Annotated in this window: 14 protein-coding genes; 8 read left to right on the forward strand and 6 right to left on the reverse strand. The window is 41.1% G+C overall.

From position 1 onward, the window contains the following. Window positions 1-276 precede the first annotated feature (276 nt). Window positions 277-2,076, reverse strand: coding sequence for a leucine-rich repeat protein (locus tag JKK62_RS03040; RefSeq protein WP_201426934.1), 1,800 nt, complete (start codon window positions 2,074-2,076; stop codon window positions 277-279). Between the two features lie 919 nt (window positions 2,077-2,995). On the opposite strand from JKK62_RS03040, the gene JKK62_RS03045 reads away from it, so the two are divergent. Both JKK62_RS03045 and JKK62_RS03050 read left to right on the forward strand, forming a co-directional pair. Next, window positions 2,996-3,520 (forward strand): DUF4231 domain-containing protein, encoded by a 525-nt coding sequence (locus tag JKK62_RS03045; RefSeq protein WP_201426935.1) that lies wholly within the window; start codon window positions 2,996-2,998, stop codon window positions 3,518-3,520. A gap of 47 nt (window positions 3,521-3,567) precedes the next feature. After that, a complete protein-coding gene (locus JKK62_RS03050) occupies window positions 3,568-10,905 on the forward strand; it encodes a metallophosphoesterase (protein WP_201426936.1) in 7,338 nt (2,445 codons plus the stop codon). A 945-nt stretch (window positions 10,906-11,850) separates the two neighbouring features. Here the strand turns inward: JKK62_RS03050 and JKK62_RS03055 are convergent. Further along, window positions 11,851-12,219 carry a helix-turn-helix domain-containing protein gene (locus JKK62_RS03055; protein WP_201426937.1) on the reverse strand — a complete coding sequence of 123 codons (369 nt, stop codon included), beginning with the start codon at window positions 12,217-12,219 and terminating at the stop codon, window positions 11,851-11,853. Between the two features lie 144 nt (window positions 12,220-12,363). On the opposite strand from JKK62_RS03055, the gene JKK62_RS03060 reads away from it, so the two are divergent. From JKK62_RS03060 to JKK62_RS03070, 3 genes are all read left to right on the forward strand, one after another. Then, window positions 12,364-13,167: a sporulation initiation factor Spo0A C-terminal domain-containing protein gene (locus JKK62_RS03060; protein ID WP_201426938.1), complete on the forward strand. Its 804-nt coding sequence runs from the start codon at window positions 12,364-12,366 to the stop codon at window positions 13,165-13,167. A gap of 347 nt (window positions 13,168-13,514) precedes the next feature. Further along, window positions 13,515-14,972, forward strand: coding sequence for a HAMP domain-containing histidine kinase (locus tag JKK62_RS03065; RefSeq protein WP_201426939.1), 1,458 nt, complete (start codon window positions 13,515-13,517; stop codon window positions 14,970-14,972). 302 nt (window positions 14,973-15,274) lie between these two features. After that, complete coding sequence (locus tag JKK62_RS03070) at window positions 15,275-17,185, forward strand: DNA cytosine methyltransferase (RefSeq protein ID WP_201426940.1); 1,911 nt, start codon at window positions 15,275-15,277, stop codon at window positions 17,183-17,185. A gap of 219 nt (window positions 17,186-17,404) precedes the next feature. Here JKK62_RS03070 and JKK62_RS03075 read toward each other — a convergent pair whose 3' ends face one another. The 4 genes from JKK62_RS03075 to JKK62_RS03090 are packed head-to-tail and all read right to left on the reverse strand — an operon-like array spanning window position 17,405 to window position 20,150. Then, window positions 17,405-18,703, reverse strand: a complete 1,299-nt coding sequence (locus tag JKK62_RS03075) for an FAD-dependent oxidoreductase (protein ID WP_201426941.1) — start codon at window positions 18,701-18,703, stop codon at window positions 17,405-17,407. Next, complete coding sequence (locus JKK62_RS03080) at window positions 18,700-19,392, reverse strand: DUF421 domain-containing protein (RefSeq protein WP_201426942.1); 693 nt, start codon at window positions 19,390-19,392, stop codon at window positions 18,700-18,702. The genes JKK62_RS03075 and JKK62_RS03080 overlap by 4 nt, the downstream gene beginning before the upstream one ends. Next, window positions 19,392-19,667, reverse strand: a complete 276-nt coding sequence (locus JKK62_RS03085; protein ID WP_201426943.1) for a hypothetical protein — start codon at window positions 19,665-19,667, stop codon at window positions 19,392-19,394. Before JKK62_RS03085 ends, JKK62_RS03080 begins: the two co-directional genes overlap by 1 nt. A 39-nt stretch (window positions 19,668-19,706) precedes the next feature. Beyond that, complete coding sequence (locus JKK62_RS03090) at window positions 19,707-20,150, reverse strand: superoxide dismutase family protein (RefSeq protein ID WP_201426944.1); 444 nt, start codon at window positions 20,148-20,150, stop codon at window positions 19,707-19,709. 201 nt (window positions 20,151-20,351) lie between these two features. On the opposite strand from JKK62_RS03090, the gene recQ reads away from it, so the two are divergent. The 3 genes from recQ to JKK62_RS03105 all read left to right on the forward strand — a co-directional run bounded on the left by recQ (window position 20,352) and on the right by JKK62_RS03105 (window position 25,176). Further along, window positions 20,352-22,571, forward strand: a complete 2,220-nt coding sequence (recQ, locus tag JKK62_RS03095; protein WP_243411736.1) for a DNA helicase RecQ — start codon at window positions 20,352-20,354, stop codon at window positions 22,569-22,571. A 254-nt stretch (window positions 22,572-22,825) separates the two neighbouring features. After that, window positions 22,826-24,688 carry an AAA family ATPase gene (locus tag JKK62_RS03100; RefSeq protein ID WP_201426945.1) on the forward strand — a complete coding sequence of 621 codons (1,863 nt, stop codon included), beginning with the start codon at window positions 22,826-22,828 and terminating at the stop codon, window positions 24,686-24,688. A gap of 26 nt (window positions 24,689-24,714) precedes the next feature. Beyond that, window positions 24,715-25,176, forward strand: coding sequence for an HD domain-containing protein (locus JKK62_RS03105; protein WP_207752124.1), 462 nt, complete (start codon window positions 24,715-24,717; stop codon window positions 25,174-25,176). Window position 25,177 lies beyond the last annotated feature (1 nt).

Below are 25,177 nucleotides of genomic sequence, written 5' to 3' on the forward strand. Positions count from 1 at the left end.
GTGTCTCAAAAATCCCCCCTCTTAAAAAGTGACGTATCAACATGTTTTCAATATCCCTGATAGACCGTCAAAAAGATCATCCTTTCATGCGACCCATTTCCCTTCAATATAGAGAATAAAGGGATCGTAACGCTATTGCCGGACAGCCTTAATACAAGCAGATTCAGTCCGGTGTGCTAATGCTTGATTTATCGGCGAATAATAAATGACAATACGCCTCCTATGAGTAAGAGCTTATTTCTTACATAGGAGGCGTATCTTTTCGTTTTATGTTTTTTATATCGGTTCTCCGATTTTGCAGTTGACGTTGATATTGCTCAGCCATTTTTGGATGAGCGTTGCGTCCATGATCGTGATCTCTGAATCGCGGTTCACATCGGCAAAATCGGCACTGACGGTGCAGGGTGTATTGATTCCTGCCTCGTGGCGCAGAATGTACGTTGAGTCCGCAACGGTGACATCTTCGCTGCGGTCTACATCACCGAGCAAAGTCTTGATCTCGACAAAGGTCATTCCGTTTTCTTTAGCGTATGTTTCAGCGGCAGTACCCTTGAAGCCGCGTACAATGAACTTCTCGTTATCGGTATCACCGTAGATGTCCTGATTGACATAGTACGCAAACGCGTATTCGCCGATCGAGGTAACGGACGCGGGGATAGTGATTTCCTTGAGCGTTCCGCAGTAGATGAACGCGCCTTCACCGATGGAGGTAACGGTATCGGGAATAACGATACGCTTGACTCTTTTGGTTCGCTCAAGACAGTAGTCGATACAGAAATTGTCGCCGATCGATACGACCGGTTGATCGTTGATCTCACTCGGGATCTCAAAGGTATCCGTCAGATTGTCGGGGACGTCGTCGTATTGATAGACCTCAACACCCTCATTCCTGTTGCGGATCGAAAACAGAGAATCTCTCTTTTCAATAGAATAGTAGCGCGGCGCATCCATATTGTAGCCGGCTTCCACCTGGTAGTAGTCCGTGCCGTCATAGACCATCGCGTTGGCGTGGCCGTAGCCTGCGCCGGAATCCTTATTACCGTTTCTCCACCAGCTTTGCAGACCGATCATCTGCGCCATTTGTACGATCGTGGAGGTAGAAGCCCAGCAGTCGCCGCCTCCCGTAACGACCATACCGACGGCGTTGCTATAGCGGTAATCGTATTCTCTGTTTGCGACAAACCGCGCGATCGCGTCGATCTTCTCATAGGTCGTCATGGATGATGTGATGTTTTGATCGAGATACTCGCGCATCACATTCTCGGTATACTTTTTTGCATAATTAACGGCGTTGATATGATACAGCTCAGTCTTTCCGCCCGAGGATACAGTGACATATCCGCCGTTTTCCGAGACCGTCTCTTCGATCTGATCCGGTTCTCTGCCTTGAATAGGGGAGGAGTAGCCGACGTTCCCGTAATAGTACCAGGTCCTTTTGGCAAGTGTCGCTACGCCGTTTTCAACGGTCACATCCCACGGATCGAGTGAACGGATCTGCGGATTGGTCATGCCGCTCGTCGGGAAACGATAACTCTGAGGATAATCGGAAGGAAGGGAAATATAACTGCTGTAGTCGCTGTTCAGATAATACAGATCGACATTCTTCGCGTATACATCGGCATAATCCACAACGTTGACACGGATATAATAGGTACGATTCTTGGCGGCGACTTTGATCTCTCCTCCCGCAAAACTGTATTCAGAAGTAATGTCGGTAGGAGTCTTATCCTCCAAAGGCTCCGGATAGGAGTTGTAGCCGTACCAGTAGGTATAGGTGACGGCGGGGGTGATCAAGCCGCTCTCAGATACCGAGACGCCCTTCGGATCCAGCGATGTAAAGGTTGGATCAACAAGACCGTCGGTGTTGATCTGATAGCTCTGCGGATACGAATCCGGAATCGACATGTAGGATGTCGCCCAAACCTCGATCGCATACAGAGTGACATACTCTGTTGTCGCGGATGTGGGTGCCGGGTCAACTTCTGCCGCATGACCCGGCATCGCAAATGACAGGATGAGGGTCAGGATCAAAATGATCGAAACGGAAAACGATAATGGTTTGGTTTTTGCTTTCATCTAATTCTCCTTTTCTTGATCTGTATGTTCACGGACAAAAAGCAGTACGGGAATATGCAGACTATTTAGTATAAATATATCATATACTTATTCTCTGTAAATTGCAAGACTGAGATAATCACGGGAGGAAGAGAGCCTATGATTGCCTTTTGTGTAAGGCATATATTCATCCATACTGCTGATTTAATTATTCATACAGGTTGATACTATACTCCTATAGGAGTATATAGTAAAGTCATATGAAAAACTATTCCTCTGGGAATAGCTTGAGAAAAGAGGGTACAGGATGATACGATGCAATTATTATGGTACAAAGGACATTATCAAAAAGCCTTAATTTGATTATGGAAGACAAGATTACGATTATGATCGCGGCTGCTTCTACTGAACCGATTCCATCAACATGGTGCGGGCTGAGTATGTAATTAAGCTGGCAAAGGCGCTGTATTGTGAGCCTGAGGAGTTACTGGAGAGGGTAAGTAGTATAAAGAAGTCATCGTTGTATTTTCCCAGGTGTAGTATGTATGCAATCGCTCCGCAATATCTTTTTGGTGTTACGGAGTAAAGCATCTGTTTAAGGTTACTAAAGAAAAGAGAAATTCAGGGCTAAAAGTGAAACTCTTAAACAGTAACCTCACCACACTATTTGTTAAAAAGAGGCAGTCGTGCTTTATTGGGCGCGGCTGCTGTTTTTTGACAGTATGCTCTTGGCAATGAATCCTTTCTAATCTTCGAAATAAATGAGCTGAACTGCTTGTCATAATTAATAATGATGGATTTACAAAACAGTTTAAGTTTTTCTGTGTATTATGTACAGAGAACACGTGTATATTTCTACATTACAATAGTAGAAATATGTGGAACGCCGTCGAAATTGATGGTAAAATAGAATATATATTTATACAAAGAAGGAAGAATTATGTGCAAAATATCTGAAATAATTAATTTGAATAATCGCCTACATACTTCAAGCGGACATACGATAGATGATCCTTATTTGGAACAACGCTTTAAACAATCGGTTGAGTGGTACATACGAAAAGCTAAACAGGTGAAGTTTATTTACTTTCTTTTAAGTATTATCGGGATAGTTGTTCCTGCAACAATTCCGATAATTAATAGTGTATTATGTTATAGCGAAAAAACAAGATTGATCGTAAATTGTCTGTCTTTTGTTACATCTGTATCAGCGGCATTATTATCATTAATAAAAGCCAAGGAGAAGTGGCTCCATTTTAGATGTGTTGCTGAGCTACTGCAGTCTGAATTGAGTCTTTACGCAGAAGGTGTCGGACGCTATCGTGATAAATCAAAACGCAATCGATATTTTGCTGAAAGAATAGAAAAAATAATGGCCAACGAAAACAAACGTTGGTTGGATATTGTTAACGATAATTCAAATAAAAAAGCAGAAAGAAAAAAACGGTATAGAGTAAAACCGTGATTATAAATAAGTAAAAGAGATCCTTTGATTTGTAGGAGGAAATAATAATGGAACCTATTAACAAGAATACATTTCATGAATGGATTGAGTGTAAAAACCGAGTCCAAAATCGCTTGATGGAGAATCAATATAAACAAGGCGAAATCATTGAATTTCAAGTTATCATTAAAGAAGATAATATAGAGAATTTGATTTATTTTTTCCCGATTGCTGATATGGCAAGAATGTTTAGGTTCAAAACGAAACTTGTCATTACTGTTAAGGGTGGTAAAAATAAAGATCAATTGACTTCAAAGATCAAACAGTTTTTGTTTTTACAGCAGATTTTCAGAGAGAGTTTATCAATCGTCGTAAACGGAAAAGATACTACATCGCAAACACGATATGGACGTTTACAGCCGATTATTGCTGTTACAAATAGTGAAAGTCAGTTCCAATACAAAAAGATCGGTGTTAAAAATATCAATGATGAGGATATATGCTTTCTTTTAGATTTGATGATCACAACATCTATCCGGAAAAACAATCTTACAACTGATGAGTTGGAACGCCTTCTAAAAATAACAAATAGTCATCCGGAACTGTATACAAAAAATTTTATCTATGATAATCAAGATAAAATGGATACTTTACACAGTAAGGATATGCGCTGGGGAAGTCTGTTCTTTATCGGACCGGACGATGATATGAATATCGTTTATTCCAAAATGATTTACTCAAATTTAGCGAGTATAATCGATATCTTGAAAAAGAATAAAAACGGTTCAGGTGTAGCGAAGGAAATTATCTCCTATTTTATGAAAGAAACGGATACATTACCTTTAATAACAAAGTATGTCTGTTCGTTGATTATCCGCTACCTAGTTGAGTCTGAGGTTTTACAGAACAATATCGCCAACCTTGATGATGAAGATATAGATGAAGATAAAGATGAAGACAATTATAATGACTCAGGTGATGAAATCGATGAGGATTTAAAATTTTACAAATCGCTTTTTGATATCTCTTTAAATCATGCCGAAGCTGTTTCTGATGGCTTGAGACAAATCATTGAGAACGCCTGCCTTTATTCGCAAAGCAAATCTGCATATTTCTATTTGAGAATACACAGAACAGAAATTGAGGCTTCTTCCAATACAAAAACAAGATTTGAAATAGTGCAGAACAACGTAAACACTTTGCTTTCCCTTCATGAGGAATACAAAGGTTATAAACTAAAGTCAGAGAATAAGTTTTATCTTGAGATATGCTTCGTTGATAATGCCTTTGGTCGTAATGGAACAAAAGGTATGAAGGAGCATTTTGAGGCTACAAGAAGCAATGTTACTGTAAACGGACTCAAGGATATTTTTCGTTATGAACCGCACAGCAAAAGTGACCTGCTTATCCATTATGGCCTGAGAATATTCGAACGGACTGTTCGCATGAATCATGGCGCGTTCATAGTGAGAACACCTTCAGGAGAAGAGGGAATAAAAGGCTATACATACCGATCACTTGTTAATCAAATAGACAAGAATACGAAAGATTATAAAACTGAGATATCAAAAAACACCAGAGATAGAGAGTATTATTCCGGAACAATATATAAAGCGATTATTCCGATTTCTGATAATTTAGGACAAGATACCGCAATCGTAACACAGGAACCGATTGAGTTATTTGAAACACGGTACATCCGTGAGAAGTTTATCCCTTATTTAATTAATATTGAGTTGACAGAGGAAGATAAACAGAGTCATCCGAAAAACTCTTTGGTTAATTTGCTCTGTATACAATTGAAAAAGCTTCTTAAACCAATAGCAAATCAGATAAACCGGATTATTTGCATTCGTCCTGTCGGGTTTACTGTTATTGATATGGAACTGATTGCAAAAGCTATAGTAAACTATCAATTAGAAGACAAAGATAGCACTTACCGCATAGCACTGATTCTCAATGAAAAGAATCAAATTATCGAGTTTACTAGGATGTATGCTGCTTTTTGTGATATCAGCGGAGAAAACTATCAGCGATTTCGTCTTAAAGATTCCCAGATTGCTATGTGTAAGCTTGATGATTCCTCACAAATTCCGTGTGTTTGTTATGTACTGTGCGGTAATGACTTGGTGTCGGCGCAGCGTAGCGTTAGAAATTATCTCTATTTCAATTCTGAAACAACTATGGAATTTTTGCCCGTCATCAGGTATCTTACTGGTTTTTATGATGAGCGAAAAACAACAAATATAAAGCCTATAGAGACAGACGCTACACCGATTTTTCCGTTTGATCTATATCTTGATATCGATAATTCTGAAGAATATCATAATGACAGGATAAACCCTATCGAAGAAAAAATATGGTTTTTTCAATATATCAACCATAATTTGCTCAGTGATATGCAAACAACGCCTAATGGATGTTGTCTAAGCAATGTACATGTGAGCATTGGATCTAAAATCCACGTTGATAAATACTATAATGCAGATTTTTTGTTTAATAATTATGCCAATGTGTATAGATTTGCATACTTAGTAGCACGTGATATACTGGATGACTATCTTTCGCTTGAAAAACAGAGCGGATTATTAATTGAACGAAAGACTATTGTCATGGTTGCTTACGGTGAGTATTCGCTGATACTGATTCAGAAGATATGCAATATATTGAAAAAAGAGTGTTCAACAATAGAACAGGTTGATTATATACTTTTTCCTTCATATATTCGGGAAGAGGAACAACGAGAATGGCTGGCGCAAGGAAGTGAGATTCGTCAGTTTTTACACCGACACCATATAAGAGACAATGATCTCGAAAAATATATCTTTTATCCTGTTATACCTCTTTCTACCACTTTATCCACTGTCCAAAGAATTCAGGATTTTATTATTCGTATCTGTAAAAGTGAAAACTTAAAAACTCCCCCTGTTTTCGGATTGAATTCTTCATTGGTAGTAGTAGGCAAAAAAGAAGAGAATAAGAGGATCAGCGAATTTTACTGGGATGAATTTGATGAAGATAAGAAAACAATTCAAATTAAATCGATTAATCCTGTTGTCGAGTCCTGGCATGATAGAAGGGTAAAGTATATATTTAATCCTGAAGGAAAGTGGTATAAGGCTTCTCAGACAGAAATCGGCGCTTTAGATTCCAGCCGATGCGGATGCGAAATATGTAATCAAGATGATAAAAGCAACGGCAATAGAAAGAGTTTGATAGGGGTTGATAAAACTTCTACCTTGCCTAATGTGATTTTTGATAGCCTGAATCACAAGAAAAAGCTGTTTGATCTTGAATGCATTACGACGACTTATCCCCCAAAATCAACAAAGCAGGAAAGGAGAAAGGAAGCAGAAAGAATTAATAAGAAACGAATTGATAAAGTATACGGAAAGCTTCGATATTCTCATATCTCATGTGAAAAGAACCATTTTCAGTACGATCTTGATTATGAACGATATTGCAGGGAAAAAGATAATCTCGACAGTATTATTAATTGGTTGAAAACAGTCGTAAGACCGTCTGTCAATAATGATGCGTTCAATATCATTGTATCGCCGCTGAATGCGTCTAACTCCGCTTTTTTAAAGGCTGTGATCGAAAATGCATTTGATAATAACAGTAGGATAATCAATATAAAAATCAATTCTTCTTTCAGAGATGAGATTCGCTCAAAATATGAGCATATCACCAACGAGTATCAAAGTCTGTACCAAAATATCAGCGGAGCAAAGGTAAACGTATACTTTGTGGATAACTGTATCGTCGAGGGTACAACTTTCTATCGCAGTCGTCAATTTGTGTATATGCTTTTGTCCGGATTTGGTATGGATATGAGATGTGTTTCATTATATGAAGGCATTATATTACTGTCTAACAGAAGCTCTTATGAAACGATCCAAAACCTTCTTCCGGATAAGATTGATCAACATTTTTATTACTACATGCGGTTGAATGTACCCTCCTTTAACACAAAAAACAGCATTTGTCCAGCGTGTCAGTTGACAAATCAGTACCATCTGATGTGGAAGCGCTCAACTACACCCATGATTGCAAACGAATATCGGCGGCTAAAAGAAAAGCACTCTCCGAAAACCGTGATCGAATATGATAAATGGCTCAACGAAACAATTGATGTTTCTGATATACCGGATTGGTTTATGTCGTGGCTGTATTATTCTGTAGAGTTTGTACCCGGTGTTGGTTTCAGATATGTTGATATTAACGGTTGCGTACATGAACTGTTTGGTCCGGAAGGGTGTCTAGCTGCTTTATCGGAGAAAAATATTAAAGGTGTTTTGCGTTTTGGAAAATCAGCTTTTACAGAATTGTTGTCTGAATGTGATGATCAAAGGAAAATAGCGATTTTTATAGATATAAAAAACGTTTATCGCTGCATTATAAAGCCCGGAAGAGATTTTGCTCGGATGATATGTACACATAATATCTTTAAGATTTATGAGACCGTTCATTCAAATGCTGTGAGCAGAGAGAATAATCCTTTAGAGTATGAGAGGAGTTTGAGAGAGGGAATATTGTCTCACATAAAAGAAGTATTTCATAGCATAGAGATCAAAGCGAAAGAAAACGGCGTTAAACCAAAAGGTGTTCTATGGCTGAAATTCGAGTGGCTGATCTCTTATATCAAAATTTTGTCCAGGAAGCAGCCGGCTCAGTATTATCAGCTTCGAAATGCAGTTTATATTATTCTATCGGAGCTACTTGACGGAATGCTTAAGATGGATGAGAACAACGAATTGAGTTTCATTCTCGATCTATGTAATCCGAGTGAGAACATCGACAGTAACAATAGTTTTATGCCGGATCTGAAATTTACATTTTTTCTGACAGTTGTTCGAATGCTTGCCGCCTTGTATTCTTCTTATATCATCAATAATTTACCAGAAATCTTTACGTTTTACGACAGGTGTTTTGACCAATATAAAGCTTCGAAGCAGTATAAGAATTTTTATGGTAATAGCAGTGCTGATTATATTCATTATACAAAGTTGGTTTCATTCCCTGTCGAAGAACAGTTCGGATTTGATATTGCTAAACTGATAAAATGGTCTTCCGTTTACGGTGTGGATGACAGTAAGTGTCATATGGTAGAGCGAGTTTTGAAAAAGTATATCATCTTACCGAATCAAGATGTAAGTAAATGGATGAGCGCTTTAAAGCTTGCTTTTTTGGAGAATACACAGGTGATTTACAGAGGTTTCAAAAAACTGAGGAACTTGTGGTATGAAATGCTATCAAAAGATAAGTTTGACCTGGTTTTCAGTGAGTTTCATGAAATGCTCAATAAACTGAAGGATAGTAATGGACTTAGGAATGAAGCAAGTTCATTACTCCCTCTGGCAGACTTCATGGGCTTTCAGGAAAGAATTAACGGAGGAGAACTGATAAAGTTATGCTACAAGCTTACCAGCATGCTGATGTTGTTTTATCGTTTGTGTGAACTTGAGTCGAAAAAGAAGCCTATTACCAATCCATATGATTATGTGCATCTATGTAATTATATGCGCAATATTACAGCTTGTTGTATGTGCAAGATAATAGGTGTCAAGGAGCACCATATTACAACGATAGCCTCGTCCGATGAGTTTGCGGATTATCTGACAGACGGAGATTTGTCTGACGAAGCGATAGATACGATTGTCACGAAATATAAGAACCTTATACATGGTGATTCTCAGACAATGATTGATAAAGCTGTGACAGGGTTTATATCAGAAAACGGCAGTAAGCTGTTTTTAATACCTGTATTAATTGAAGACAGCCGAAAAGCGGTGAACTTCGACCCCGATTATTACTTAATTATGTACAAGGGAACAAGCTTTAAAGAAACCATGGACATAGAGCCTCTTTCCTATGACGATTTGTGGAATATCAGAAATGTTTTGTTCCTGAGAAATCGTCTTGAGATTGTGTTAACACGTGATATGTCATATCTTCGTGACATGGTATCCAGTTATGGCTATATTGAGCCATTGAACGATGATAATAAACCTCGAATCCTCCATATTTCTGATTTGCATATCAAAGCAGAAGAAAAAGACCTGACTGAAAGAAGCAGGAAAATAGATGATGATGTAAAAAAGGCGATTGACGAATGGACTTTGCAGCTGGATAATAATAAACCCGATCTTCTGTTGATTACAGGTGATGTTATCACAGGTGATTATAAAGCGTCAGTTTTGAAGAAATCTTATGAAAAAGCCGAACATACAATAAAACACATTGTCAGAAAGATATGGAGTGAAAAATCAGAGTACGGTGAAGATTATATCCGCAGTGACTGGAAAAAACGTATTCTTATATCGACCGGTAATCATGATTATGCGTCAATGAACGAGTTGGAAGCACATAATCTTTTGCGTATTACAACTTCGGGTACACCCGGCGCTTTAGGAGATACGATGATAAAGTATTCGTACTTTGTTAATTTTATCCATAGTTTGCTGGGCGCTGAGATTGATGAGATTGTCAGGTATGATGTCAATCAGATTGTTAACTATGAAAAGCTCAAGTTAAGTGTTGTTAATTTGAATACTAACAGTGATGTGAATCCTTTGAGAACAAACAAAGTCAAGGTGAATGCTGAAGAGGTTAGCAAGATGAGGTCGCATACCAGTATGGAATCCAATCTGGTTTATATGATGCATCACACACCGATGTATGATATTAACTATTTGAGCGATGTTTATTATCTTCACTATTCCATCGAGAACAAGGTGTTTGAAGAAATACTCAATGCAGAATGTAAGTTTGAACCCGGTGAGGACAATCATCCGAATGGAGTGTGGCTAAAGTTGATCCACAGCCTTGCACATGATTTTAAGATGGATATGTTCGGTCTGACTGCGGAAGAACAAAAACAACTTCTCAAAAGAATTCTATCTATTATTGAGAAAGAGCGTAAAGATGAATATATTGAAAAAAGACTTGAAGATTTTCTATATTATATTAACTGCAAGGATCCGATTTCGGACGATAAGTGCAGGCATATAAAGTACTATCTCAGGGAGCGGGAATATGCAACAGAACAAGATACGAATCAATACATAGAGTTTGCAGCAAAGCATTTTAGTTCTCTGGGCAGGTCGGAATACAAGTTTACAATTCTGGGCGGTCATACTCATGAGTCGGCTGTTATCGATTTTACTCCTGACAATAATATGTCAGAGTGTTTGGGTATTTTTGAAGCAGGAAGATTTTTAGAGCGGGATGAAAATAACAATATTACACTCAATTATTATCTCTTGTCCCTGGAAAATTCTGTTGACAGTGATTCTGCTTCTGTGACAATAAGCCAATCTCCCAAAAAACCAAAGGTGAAAAATTTGCATCAATGTAATACCTTGAAAAGGATCATTCACTTTTCTGAAGATGGTAAATGTTAATAAGTCTACGAACGAAAGAATAAGATTGGAATAAAACGGATTAATGCCCATAATTGGCGATGTTTCCAGATGGCGAATATTACCGAAACCCTCCAATTCGCCAACCACATGGAGCGGTTACAGCGTAATAATATCCGTGATTAAGCCGAAGAAAAGAATTGAATGCATAAGAAAGCCCACTATCAGAATGAATCTCTGACAGTGGGCTTGCCTTATTGGATCAGCTATATCGGAAAGAATATAGGATACAGCTTTTACTGCTTTTGATAAAAAAGGCAGATTACTTCTCCACCTTAAAGGTAGTTTATTTTTTTATGAGATTTGAATTCTTCTGCCGGTATCTGTTCTAGATATTCCTTCACCAAGAAGATTGATTTCCCGGAATAAAGTAGCTTTTCTTCCGGATCCTCTATCTCGATCGAGATGGAGTTGCTGCCGTGGCACATAAGGAATACCGACGCAATAATGTCGGTTGCTTCTCTTTCAAAAAAGTATTGGTTTTCACATGCAGTATACAGAATTACGAAATGATATCGTTTTGATGCTTGCGGTCAATCTCGTAAAGGGTTAGAACTGCACGTATGGAATGGAACACCGAATATACAATCTGATGGCAGAGCTTCTGTGTCTTTTCCGATTATATAATAGAACTGTGTCTTCGCGGAGTACTAAACGCAAATACCAGTCTGATGTTTTGAGCTGGATTTCTATTTCTCATCTTGCATATTTGATCCCATCTATAACGGCATTCTGATAGAATAGCAGAAACACGGGATACCTTTCAGTATGTTCCGCGCGCTTAACAATGATTGAAGCTTTGGTACCACAACTGCCTGTCGCTCGGAATTCTGTTCATGGATAAAATCTTTGCTGTTTCTTTATCAACTGAAGTCGGTTCAAATTTACCTATATGAGTATAACTCATACAGCAATCATGAAGTTGTTTCAATAGATGTAAGTATTTTTTACATAATTAAAGATAACATTCCATTCTTTTGTCGTTAGTTTTCGTGTCATCGCATATCTGAGCAAGTCTCGTATGACAGGATTCTGATATACATATTCAGTGATATCTCTTGGTAACTCCGGAGGATCTTTGCTTTCAGCGGCGAGATCGTACAGCTTATTCCGATCTTTTTCGCTTAATTCCAAGGAGTCGGCGATTTCTGTCAACAGATCAAAGGATGGCGCAGATCTCTTTCCGTTCTCTAAACTTGACAGATAACCCGGTGAAATCTTCCAATTCTTAGCCGCAACCTTAGCCTTCAGATTCGATTTTTCCCTCTTGTCTTTTAAGTAATCACCAAATTTCATATAATTTCTCTCCTTAGCATTTTCGCTTTATACGCTGTTACCAGTTTATCTTCAACTGGTTTGCAAACAAATTTGAAAAAATTGTTGAAAAATGTTGGAAAATATTGGAAAGTGTTATATAATAGCGATCAAGGAGGGAGTGTAATGGCTAAAAGGATCAATTTGTTGGTCGTTGAAGATGATAACGATATTTGTTTGGAGTATGAAGCATACTGCAAAAGTTTGGATGATGTATTCCTGATTGGTACTTCGGGCGATTCGAATGAAGCGCTGAGTATTACAAAGGAGTTCCTTCCCAATGCTGTCGTGCTTGACTTAGAGCTGTTCTATGGCAAGGGAAGCGGCTTTGATTATTTGATGAAGCTGGATCAGCTCCATTTACAAATACTCCCGTATATTTTGGTTGTAACCAACAATCTCAGCAAAGTGACGCATGCGGTATGCCGCAATATGGGCGCTGATTTTATCATGCTGAAATCGCAGCCCGATTACAGTATTCCGACTGTTGTGAATATGCTCCGCAGCGTGATTAACAGCATCCCCGATATGAAACCGGCTCAAAAGACCTGCAGTCCCGCTATCAAAAAGCGTATAGAGGATGATTATAATAAACGGCTGGTACAGCGGATCACCACCGAGCTTGATATTATCGGCATCAGCGCTCGATACAAAGGTAGAAATTATCTGCGCGACGCAATCGAGATGATCTGCCACAAGGAACAGACCTATATTTGTAATGAAGTGGCGAAGAAGTATTCCAAATCCTCCGCGAGCGTCGAACGCGCAATGCAGAATGCAATCGACCGCGCATGGAAAACGACAGACATCACAACCTTGGAGGAGCAATACAAGGCGCATGTCGATCCCAAGAAGGGCGTACCGACGCTTACGGCGTTTATTTACTATTACGCTGATAAAGTGAAAAATGCTATGGAAAATGCCGTCTGAGTTCAGACGGCATTTTGTGAATCAATCAAGTATTGATAATGCCCGTTGCTACGTTGTAGCAGCGGGCGTTTGATATCTATAACAGAGTTATTAAAACACGAACAAAAACCAACACTATCCAACAATGTATTCTAATGTAGGATTCACGGCAACCTTGCTATCTTTGTATTGAAAAATTCAATACAAAGGAGGGATATCCGTGAGCTGGTGGGATTACATCAGAAGACTGTTTGGTTATCGAGGCTTCTAGCAATAAATAAAGGGGTTGATATATTAACCCCTTTATTTTTATGTGAAAGTATGGTACTGTATTATTATACTAACATAATAATACAGAGAGGTTGAAAATGACAAACTCAATTGATTTTTTGATAAATTCTTTTATTGTCTTTTCTTTTCACTACATATCATCGGGATATTTAGTGCTGAAATCACAGGGTGTAAAGCTTATTTTAAAATCTAGAGTATTGTTTTACGTCTTAGGTTTTGTTCTTGCGGCTGTTTTGTCATTTGTTAATCTATACAATATCTATATCGCTCAAGTTATGCTGTACTTTGGAACAGCAATAGCATTAATGTTGGTTGTCCATAAAGCAGATATGAAAATGCTAATGCTTTGTATTATTATGGTAAGCCTTTCACATGTTTTCAATTTCTTTTCGTCAATTATATTTGGAACATTGTTTTGGATTTTTTCTATATCTTATTCAGAGATACTTGTGAATTTAATAATTAGTGCATTTGAATTGGTGCTTTCTATTTTATTAATGTCAATTAAACGCTTCAGAAAGGGATTAAATCTAATTGAAAAGGATAATTATCTTGGATTAGGATTATCGCTTTCAGGGATAGTTTTTATAATAACAGGGGTTGACAATTCAGAAAAAAGACTCTCTGACGTATCTTTTGTTGCATTAATGATGGGTATTGTTATTTCTGGTGTTGGGCTCTATCTCTGGATGCGCCGTAGTCTTACCGCCCGTTATCGTGAACATTTACAATCTCAATCTGAGGAGCATTTTAAAGAACAACTTGAGGAACGCGATAAGGAAATTGAAAAACAGAGGCAATCCAATGAATTTCTGGCGAAGATCGTTCACCGTGATAATCATTTGATGAACTCCTTGAACACGGCTATCGATGCCTGTCAAAACGCTGACGATAATGCTGAGAAAAGTGATCTGTTCCATGAGATACAGACAATGATCAAAGAGCGCGGTGAGTTGATCGACAGAGAACAGCGCGACACAAAATTGCTTCCGTCGACCGGCAGTCTTTTGATCGACAGCACGATCAACGATCTGTTTATTAAGGCCGCAGCACATGGGATCGATTTCGATATGGCGGCTTCTGCGCCGGTGAGTGAGATCATCGGCAAGTATATCTCCCAAACTGATTTACAGACGCTGCTCAGCGATCATATCAAGGATGCGGTGATTGCTGTTGAAGCAAAGGGAGAGGGGAGTGGTAAGATTCTCCTCGATCTTTCAATGCAAAACGATAACTACTGTATCACGATCTATGACAACGGTGTGGCTTTCGAGATCGATACGCTGTCTAAGCTCGGTATGGAACGCGTCACCACCCATGCGGAGTCCGGAGGCAGCGGTATCGGTTTTATGACGACCTTTGAAACACTCAAAAAAGCATACGCGAGCCTGATTATCACCGAGTTTGACAGTACAATGCCGTTCACCAAATCAGTCGCGTTTCGCTTCGACGGCGAGAGCAGCTTTATCATTCAGTCGCACCGTTCAGAAGAACTCAAAGAAAAGCTCACCCGTGATGATGTTGTGATACTCTGATGGGGGTTAATAGAATATCCGTGTATTTGAAAGGCGTAGTCTCTGATACGAGACTGCGCCTTCTGTTTTCATAATAAATATATTCACACAATTCTTTGTATCCCTCACGCGAATCATGCTATTGATCATAATACGGGATAAGGACTAATAAGCAGGGTTGTTCTATAATAAGAGTATGGCAGACTAAGAAATGAATCTTTTCTTTCTCGGTTGCCATATTTTATGTTTCGTGATAGAATTCAATTGTAAACTATTTCAAAGACGGTAAAAGAACTTTATAAAGCAAGTTTTAGGAGACTACTATGAACACAGCTGTTGTGATCAATGCGGGCTTAGGCTCATTAACCATGGGAATAGAAAAAGCCGGCTATCAAGTGATAGCGGCTTATGAAACTGACCCAAAAGCACGATCAGTTCATGAGAGGAACATCAATGCGCCGATCTTTGATCGAATCCCTACAAGAGAGGAGTATGGCGCTTGGGAAGAACCGGATCTTTTGGCGGCTCGGATACATATTAAACAGCCATCGGGAAACGCGCTCCGGTCGGAGCGCCCGATTCAGCAAGAAATGCAGATGTTGGATATAATTGATGGTTGTCGTCCGCGTGCCATTCTGTTTTTTGTGAACCCGGCAGGAGGCAAAACGCTGCTTCCGGGATTCCTGGATAGAATCAATCGTATTGGATACCGCCTGTCATATCGTTTGATAGATGTAGGAGAAGCGTTAGGACTTCCGATCAGAGAACGTACGCTCTGCATAATAGGAGCACGAAATGATAATCATGCCCCATTGCGTTTCCCTGATTTTGATATGTCAAAACAGCATTACTATCCTGAGGACTTTTTAGAAATTGATCATCCTATTGATTCGTGGTATTACGAGATTAATCCACACCATATTTCATATGATGCTTTAGAAAGCGGCCCGTATTTTTGTTGGAGCAACGGAGAGTACAGACCGACAGATATCATAAAATGGAATACGTTGAGGATTCCTCTTGTTAGAGATCATAACAGACCGAGAAGGATCACCCATCGCGAAATAGCCAATATAAAAGCGTTTCCCGAGTATTACAACTTTTTTGATGTGAGAAACAGATCATGGCTGTATAAAGCTTTGATGTATTCGGAGAATATTACTATCGTTAAACAGATCGCCAAAGGATTGGTATATAACAGACCTGTTAGTAGAGGGCGTTTATTTGAAAATTTGTTTTATCGTTATTTGAAGTCTCTTTTACTAAGTCATCCGACTAATGATATGGAGGTGAAAAGAGAGCTTCCGACTAGTGATTATAGAATAGATTTTCGGGTGAAAACACCACAGCAGTTACTACTTCTCGAGTTGAAACTCTATACCGGTCGCACCGTCAATCCTTCAAGGATTCAAGATGCCTGTAAGCAACTCTCTGATTTAAAGGCAGAGGGAACCATCATTCTGACCGTCGCAAATGAAGTGTCGGACAAAATGAAAGCGCAGTGCTTAGATGCTTACGGAATACATATTTGGGATGTAGGCAACTTGCTTTGGCTATTCGAGGATTATCCCGAGATTAAAACTGAGTTTATCTCCTTTTTGGATTATTCCATCGATAGTATCGAGACTAAAGCTCCTGCTGTCGGTATTGTGTGGGATAATTCGGCAAAACCGGAGGTTGAGCCTGATGCGGAGCATGACACGGATTGGGCACAGAAGCTGTCCGGAATCAAACCGGGAACGGAGCATTTCAGAGCTTACGAGGATGCGTGTGTTGAAATACTGAAATATGTACTCGGCGACTACTTAACACTATGGAAAACACAGGAACGATCCAATGATGGTCTGTATCGCTTTGACTTGTGTTGCAGAATCAAAGCCGGAATCAATCAGGACTTTTTTGATACCATCAAGAAATACTTCAACACCAAATATATCGTCTTTGAATTCAAAAACACGAGAGAGAAGATAGGGCAAAAGGAAATATATACTACAGAAAAATATCTTTACGAAAAAGCCTTGCGCAAAGTAGCTGTCATTATTTCCAGAGAAGGAGCTGACAAGCATGCGATGAAAGCGGTAAAAGGAAGTCTTCGCGAAACAGGAAAATTGATTCTATGCTTGTCTGATGAGCAGCTGTTGGAAATGATAGAGAGTAAATATAAGGGAGAACAAGAACCGGCGGATCAATTAGGCGATATGCTTGATGATTTGTTGATTCATCTCGAAAAGTAAGAGTAAGATTATCTGATTGATAATAGTGACACCTCCGCATTAAGATGTGCGGAGGTGAAGTCAAATGTGACATCAAATCAAGCTAAACTGATGCATTGAATGCAGAGTAAATTGCTATTGCTTAAGTAATAGCTTGAAATAAATCCTTTCCTTTTTAGCTTCTCTATCAACTTGTAATTATAATCAGAAACATAAAGATATTTTTTGTGTCTCCGATCTTTATGATGGTAAATCTCCATTCGCGGGATTATCAAGCACCTTACCGTGCTTATCAAAGCGCGAACCGTGACAGGGGCAGTCCCATGACCGTTCAGCGCTGTTCCATTTCAGCGCACAGCCGAGGTGCGGACAGCGTTTCTTTGAGATGGTCAACAGATTTTTCGTTGCCTCAAAACCGTTGACCAGTACCTGCGGTTTGAGGATATTCCTTGACGGGTCAAACACATCGGCACAGTCGTTTTGTTTGCCGAGGATCTTATCCGTGAGTATCATCGCCGCAGCCATTGCGCCGGTCATACCCCACTTGTTGAAGCCGCTGGCGACATAGAGATGATGGGTGCGCTTTGAGTATTGACCGATATAAGGGATGTCGTCAAGGCTCATGCAGTCCTGCGCCGCCCAGTGGTATTGTTCTGCCGAATGAGGATATACCTTTTGGGCAAACTCACGCAGCTCATTCCAGTTGCCGCCCTTATGACCCGTGCGGTGACCTCCGCCGCCGAGCAGGAGAAGATCGCCGTGGTTGCGAAAGGATAAGCCTGTCCGACATTCGTCAACATACATCCCTTCGACATCCTGTGCGTTATCGAGTGCAATGACATAGGAACGGTGTTGATACAGCTTGAGGAAATAACTGCCGTGCGTGTTGATGAAGGGGAAATGTGTGGTTACGATCACGTGGTTCGCGTTGATTGTACCTTGATCGGTGATCGCCAGATTGCCAATCATCTCGCGGACGAAGGTGTGTTCATAAATGTTCAGCCCATCAGCTATCGGAGCGATAAACTTCAGCGGATGGAACTGTGCCTGATTCGGGAACTTTACCGCCCCCGCCGTTTGCATAGGGATATTCAGTCTTTCGCAAAACTTAGCCGCATAGCCAATTTTTTGCAGAGCGTTCATCTCGTCAATGAGCTTTCTGCGATCGGTGACGCTGTACACATAGTTGTCCTTGATCTCATAATCGCAGTCAATCGTTCGGCATAGGGCGGCATACTTTTCAAACGCTCTTTTATTTGCGGTCAAGTATTGCTGAGCCGCATGTGTGCCATAGCTTTTTAGAATTTGATGGTAGATCAGACCGTGCTGATAAGTGATCTTCGCGGTGGTGTTCTGCGTTGTACCCGAGCAGATCGTGTTCTTTTCAACGAGCACATACTTCACGCCTGCTTGGTGCAGAAAATACGCGGAGAGTATCCCCGCGATCCCGCCGCCGATGATCAGTACGTCGGTGTGGATATCTTTCTTTAATTGTGGGAAGTGTAGGAGCTGCACCGTATCTTGCCATATGGATTTCATGTTGACCTTCCGTTCTTCTTTGGGAAAAGAGTAAGCTGGTTTTCGTCGTAGCAAATGCCGAGGAAGATTTCCTTTGCGCTTTTATAGCCCTGCTTTTTCAGCTCCTTTTGGAGCCAATCATCATTCAGACCTTTTCGTTTGAGATTATCTTCCATCACTCTGCCGTCCATGATGATCTCCGTACCGATGTGCTCCGGCTTGGGGTTCAGCTCCATATCCTCGGGGTTCAGAGGACGTTTGGTGCTGATCGGCAGGATTGACAGCTTGCCGTTATATTCAAAGACTGCGGCTTGGATATCGTTGAGATTGAAATACCCCTCCTGACGGCATAGGAGTAGAAATTCGCTCAGCTCGAGCTTTGCTTTTTTCATGTTCTCGCGATACAGCTTGCCGTCGTCCATGATGATCGTCGGCGTACCGTTGATGAATTTCCGGCTTCTCGCGAACCTGCGCGTGATGATGCTCAAAGCGACGGTGATCAAACCAAACACCAGCATCGAGATCGTCGGCTTCCACCACGGCTTGTCCAGCGTGGTCGCCAACTCCGCAGCGATCGAGCCGATGGTGATGCCCGTGATGTAGTCGAAGAACTCCAACTGCGCGACCTGTTTATGTCCGATGACCTTCGCGATCAGGAACAGGATCACTGCCGAGAACAGCGACGCGAGAACGACTTGCAGAACTTCCATCACAAGTCCTGCAAGTCTGCGTCGGGGATATCGTTTTCAAGATTATCCTGAGCGAGGTCGGTGTCGATCTCCTTATAAGCCTTGGAGATCGGCTTTTCTTGCGTGTGGGGTGTCGTGTGATACACCTTCTGAGCAGGAGCTTCTGTCCCTGCAATGATGGGGTTGACGCGCTCTTTACCGTGCTTTGCCTTTCCCTGAATTTCGGGAACAGCCGCCTGCTCGTTGCGCGGCTTGGTATGCGTCCGATTCGGTCGCTTCATTCCTTGTTTTGCCATGGTTTCACCTCACTGTTATTGTGGGTGAAAATCTGATGATTATACCGCGCGGATCACGCCGCAGGCGATTTTCTCTCCCGCATCACCTGACGGCTGTGTACGAAAGTCGTCAGTATCGCTGTGTATGATGACGGTTCTGCCTATGATGTCACATATTCTAAATCGGTCAGTCTTGACCTGCATATACGCGCTCCCTTTGCAGGATAACAGCGGCGGCAGATCGCCCGCATGGGACGGATGCGGTTGGTTCTTCGGATTGTAATGACCTTTCGTTTTCGAAAAACCATTCCCTTCACAGCTTTTGCCCTCATGGATGTGAAAGCCGTAGAAGTCGGATTCGCTTTTCGGTAATCCCGAGATTTTTGCGGTAACGAGAACGCCGTCTTTCACCCGACGGAATAATACTTCTCCCCGAATCCTCGCATACTCGTCATCGCCCTTGATGATCGCCTTTGCGGAAGATATTCTATTACACTGATTCATCAAAACACCTCCGCATAATGCTATGCGGAGGTGTTGTTCTATGCGACAACATACAATGATAACTTGAAACATTGTTTGGAGAATAGTATGATATTTAAATCTTTTTTATACACAGAAATGGATCAACTTGACAAACAGATGTTCGCTATGATAATATGATTTTATCAAACATATTATCGAGGGCGGTTGGAGGCGACGGCAATGCGTAGTGCTTTAGTTGATGAAATGAATCATGCGAAAAAAGCTGATACAAAAGACAAATATGCCGTGCTGGAGCGGTTCTTTGGATACAGCTCGTTTCGTCGCGGACAGGAAGAGGTCGTTGACAGCTTACTATCGGGACGAGATGCGCTCGCCATCATGCCGACAGGTGCGGGCAAGTCGCTTTGCTATCAGGTGCCTGCGTTGTTGTTGGACGGCGTTGCGCTGGTTGTTTCTCCGCTGATCTCACTGATGAAGGATCAGGTCAATGCACTGACCGCGCAGGGTGTGAGAGCGGCTTATCTAAACAGCTCCCTGAATGACGCGCAGTTCGACAAGGCGCTCCATAACATGGCGAACGAGATGTACAAGATCGTTTATGTCGCGCCCGAACGCTTGAAATCATCGCGCTTTATTCGTGCGGCAAAAAGCATCCGTATCCCGCTGGTTGCTGTCGATGAAGCGCACTGCGTATCCCAGTGGGGACAGGATTTTCGCCCGAGCTATCTGAACATCGCGGAGTTTATCGCCGAACTGCCCGAGCGTCCGACGATAGGTGCATTTACCGCAACGGCAACCGCTGAGGTCAAACAAGATATCGTCCGCATCCTCGGATTGCATGATCCCCTTCAAGTGACAACAGGCTTTGATAGACCGAATCTCTTTTTCTCCGTCCTGCGTCCGAGCAGTAAGCCGCAGACCTTGGAAAAGCTGGTCAAGGAACGCAGCGGCAAAACAGGAATCATCTATTGCTCCACCCGAAAGAGGGTAGAGGAGGTCTGTTCTTCGCTTTGTGCAAAAGGTTATTCCGCTACGCGATATCACGCGGGACTGAGCGATGAAGAACGCCGCAAGAATCAGGACGACTTCGTCTACGACCGCAAGCAGATCATGGTCGCGACCAACGCCTTTGGTATGGGAATTGACAAGTCCGATGTGCGCTATGTCATCCATTATAATATGCCTAAGAATCTGGAGAGCTACTATCAGGAGGCGGGGCGTGCCGGTCGCGACGGCGAGGATTCCGACTGCATATTGATGTTCGGACAGCAAGATATCGAGACGGCACGATTTTTTATCGAAAATACAGAACCGAATCCGGAGCTCAGCGACGAGCAAAACGACGCTTTCAAGAAAAAGGAAGAAGAGCGTTTAAGTTTCATGATTGCTTATTGCAAGACGAAAGGCTGTCTGCGCGCGTATATGCTACGCTATTTCGGCGATACTGCTGATGATCGCTGTAAGAAATGTTCCAACTGCCTGACGAACTTCAAGACGGTCGATGTGACGGTTGACGCGCAAAAGATCCTGTCCTGTATCGTCAGAACCGGTCAGCGTTTCGGGGCACAGACAATCTGCGATGTGCTCAGAGGCAAAGAATCCCAGTGGGTGAAGAGTTTCCACCTGACTGAGCAATCGACCTTTGCGTTGCTGAAAGGTGTACGTCAAAAGAAAATCAAAAGCCTGATCGACGAGTTGGAAGCACAGGGCTATATTGTATACGTCGGTGTAGGCAAACCGATTTTGAAGGTCACAGACGCGGGCTGGCTGGTGCTCAAGGGAAAGGCGCAGGTGCAGGCGAGAGAAGCGCTGACGATTCAGACAACCATTAAAACCGAGGCGGTTTCCGAAACTAACGCTGAGCTTTTCGAAGTCCTCAGAGTATTTCGGGCAAAGATTGCCCGAAAACGCGGTGTCCCTGCTTTTGTGATCTTTTCCGACGCGGCTCTGCGCGATATGTGCGAGAAACTGCCGACAACGGATGAAGAATTCCTGGCCGTCAATGGTGTCGGCGAGACAAAGCTCAAGCAATACGGTGCTGTTTTTATCCCGGTAATTAGACGCTATCTTCCCACAAAAAGAGGTAAGCTGTCGTTCTATATTGCTGAGGAGCAGTTGAGCCATTTCGAGTATTCGGATACACCGATCCCGATCTCCGAGATCACAAGGCGCATCAATGATCTGACAGAGGACGATAGTCGAAAGAAGCTCAGAGCAACGGATATCACAGACTGGCTATTATCGATCAATGTTCTGAAGATTAAGGAGTTGAACGGCAAGCCCTTCAAGCTCCCGACCTATGACGGCACAAAGCTGGGCTTATCGGTGGAGCGAAGAGAGAAAGATGACGGCGAGCGCTACTATATCACTCTCTACAACCGCAAAGCACAGGAGTTTGTGATCGATAATTTGAATAGTGTTATTGGATTATCACAATAGACCCTATGTAATATAATCTATCATGGCAAAAAAACAGCGACTGAAGTAGCTTTTCAGTCGCTGTTTTTATGGTATCGTTTATTGCGATTAACCGGTTTAGAATAAAATAACAGTAGAATCATTCAGAAAATACATATACTATTCCGAGTATTGGGTATATTATTCCGAAAAATTTAAATATTATTCTGAAAAACGCTTGTATTATTCTGAATGATGGGGTATAGTATACTTAATATAAGCTCGGAGGATTCTTTATGAAAGAAATGATGACAGTAAAGCAAGCTTCAGAGGAATGGGGGATTTTTGACAGCAGAATTACAAAACTGTGCCGTGAAGGAAAAATACCCGGAGCTGTCAAAAAAGGAAAATCATGGGAGATACCAAAAGGAACGCCACGACCTGAGGATCACAGATTCAAAAAACAACCGAAAAATGAAACAAATCATTTGAAGAAGCTGCCTTTGCCGATTGGAATCTCTGAGTATCGTGTTGCGTCTACAGAGTATTACTATATTGACAAAACAATGATGATCAAGGATTTTTTGGATGAGCGCCCGATGGTTTCGTTGTTTACACGTCCTCGACGGTTTGGAAAAACTTTAAATATGGACATGCTCAAAACTTTTTTTGAAAAGTGTGATGAGGACACCTCTATCTATTTTCAGGACAGGGAAATTTGGCGATACGGAGAGTATTATCAGGGATATCAAGGCAAATATCCTGTTATCTTCGTATCATTCAAAGATATCAAGTTTGAATCGTGGGAACAGACATTTGAGATGCTAAAAACTGTTATCGGGAATGAGTTTGAACGCCATTCCGAACTGGCTGATTCTGCAAAATGCGGTGAGATGGATAAGAAATGCTATCGCGATATTGTCGAACGACAAGCGGATATCATTTCTTTGTCCGGTGCGTTCGCCGTTTTGTCGAGAATGCTTTATCAGCATCACGGGGAAAAAGCGGTCATCATTATTGATGAGTATGATGTTCCGATACAGCAGGGACACTCCAAAGGCTTTTATGATAAAGTTGTTGATTTTATGAGAAACCTTTTTTCCGGAGGGTTAAAAGATAATCCCGCTTTAGCATATGGCTTTTTGACCGGTATTCTTCGTGTTGCTAAGGAGAGTATTTTTAGCGGATTAAATAATCTAAAGATATATTCGATACTCGATTCAAAATACAGCACATATTTTGGCTTTACAAAAGAAGATGTCCGTGTGCTTACAAAGTATTATAATGTTGAAGATAAGTATGATGAAATATGTGAATGGTATGACGGGTTCCGTTTTGGCGATACTGATATATTCAATCCATGGTCAGTTATCAATTATTTTACCGATAATTGTTTGCCGCGCACTTATTGGCTTTCCACCGGAAGCAACAGTATTATAGGGGAAATGTTAGAGGCGGCAGATGAGGATATTTTTGAAAACTTAAGAGCTTTGTTGAACGGGGACAGCTTTTTAACATATGTGGATACCTCCGTTATTTACCCTGAGATAAAAAGAAATCCTTCAACTATCTATAGCTTTTTACTGGTAGCAGGGTATTTGAAAACGGATCATGTCGGTTTATCAACTGACGGCGATTACATGTGTACGGTTTCTTTACCCAATAAAGAGATTCGTTTTGTATATAATAAAGAAATACTGCGAAAATACGACAATGTAATTGCTCCGTCTTCGGCGATTTCCATTCAACAGGCGATTTATGCTAACGATTCAGCAGACTTACAAAGACAATTACGCAAGCTGCTTTTGCAGTCTGCAAGCTACTTTGACACGGTCGGAGAAGTATTCTTTCAAGGGCTATTTCTCGGTTTGTGTGCTTTATTCGATGATCAGTATTATGTTTCTTCCAATAGGGAATCGGGAGAGGGTAGATTTGATATACAGTTGATGCCGAAACACAATTCTCAACCCGGAATCTTGATTGAGTTAAAAGCAGGAAAGAAGTACACTGCCGATCAGTTAAATGATCTGGCACAAGCGGCGCTCTACCAAATCAATGAACTTAAATATGATACGGAAATGAAGACACATGGGGTCACGGCAATCTATAAATACGGCGTTGCATTCAGCGGCAAGAATGTAGCGGTTTGTATCGAATAAAAAAACATTAAAAACGAGGGGGACAGATGATGGATTTATTACAAGATTTACCTAAATCGAAACTGCTTGAAGCTTTGCAAAATCGCACATCGGATTTTGAGAGAAAAAGCTTCAAAGATCTATGTTGCGCAATTTATGAATTCCGCAGGAAGGTTTCACTGGAACTCAAACAGATTAATGTGCTCTTTCCTGAATATACGCCACATGATGAGGACTATCACATAGCAAATCTGTTTCGAATTTCGGATATTCTGTTGGAGAATACCTATGAGCGATTAAACACTACAGAGTTGTTGCTGTTGGTAGCGGCGATGTATGGTCATGATTGGGGAATGGCCGTCAGTAAGTCGGAACGCTATTATATTGCAACCAAGAAAAAACAAGAATCTGCCCCGGAAATCATTCTGCTTGATGATGAGTTTGATCGGTTTGAGGATTTATCTCAAAGCATAAACCAAAGATTGTATTTGGCTCTGATGATGAAATAGA

It is taken from the genome of Ruminococcus difficilis, from assembly GCF_016680995.1.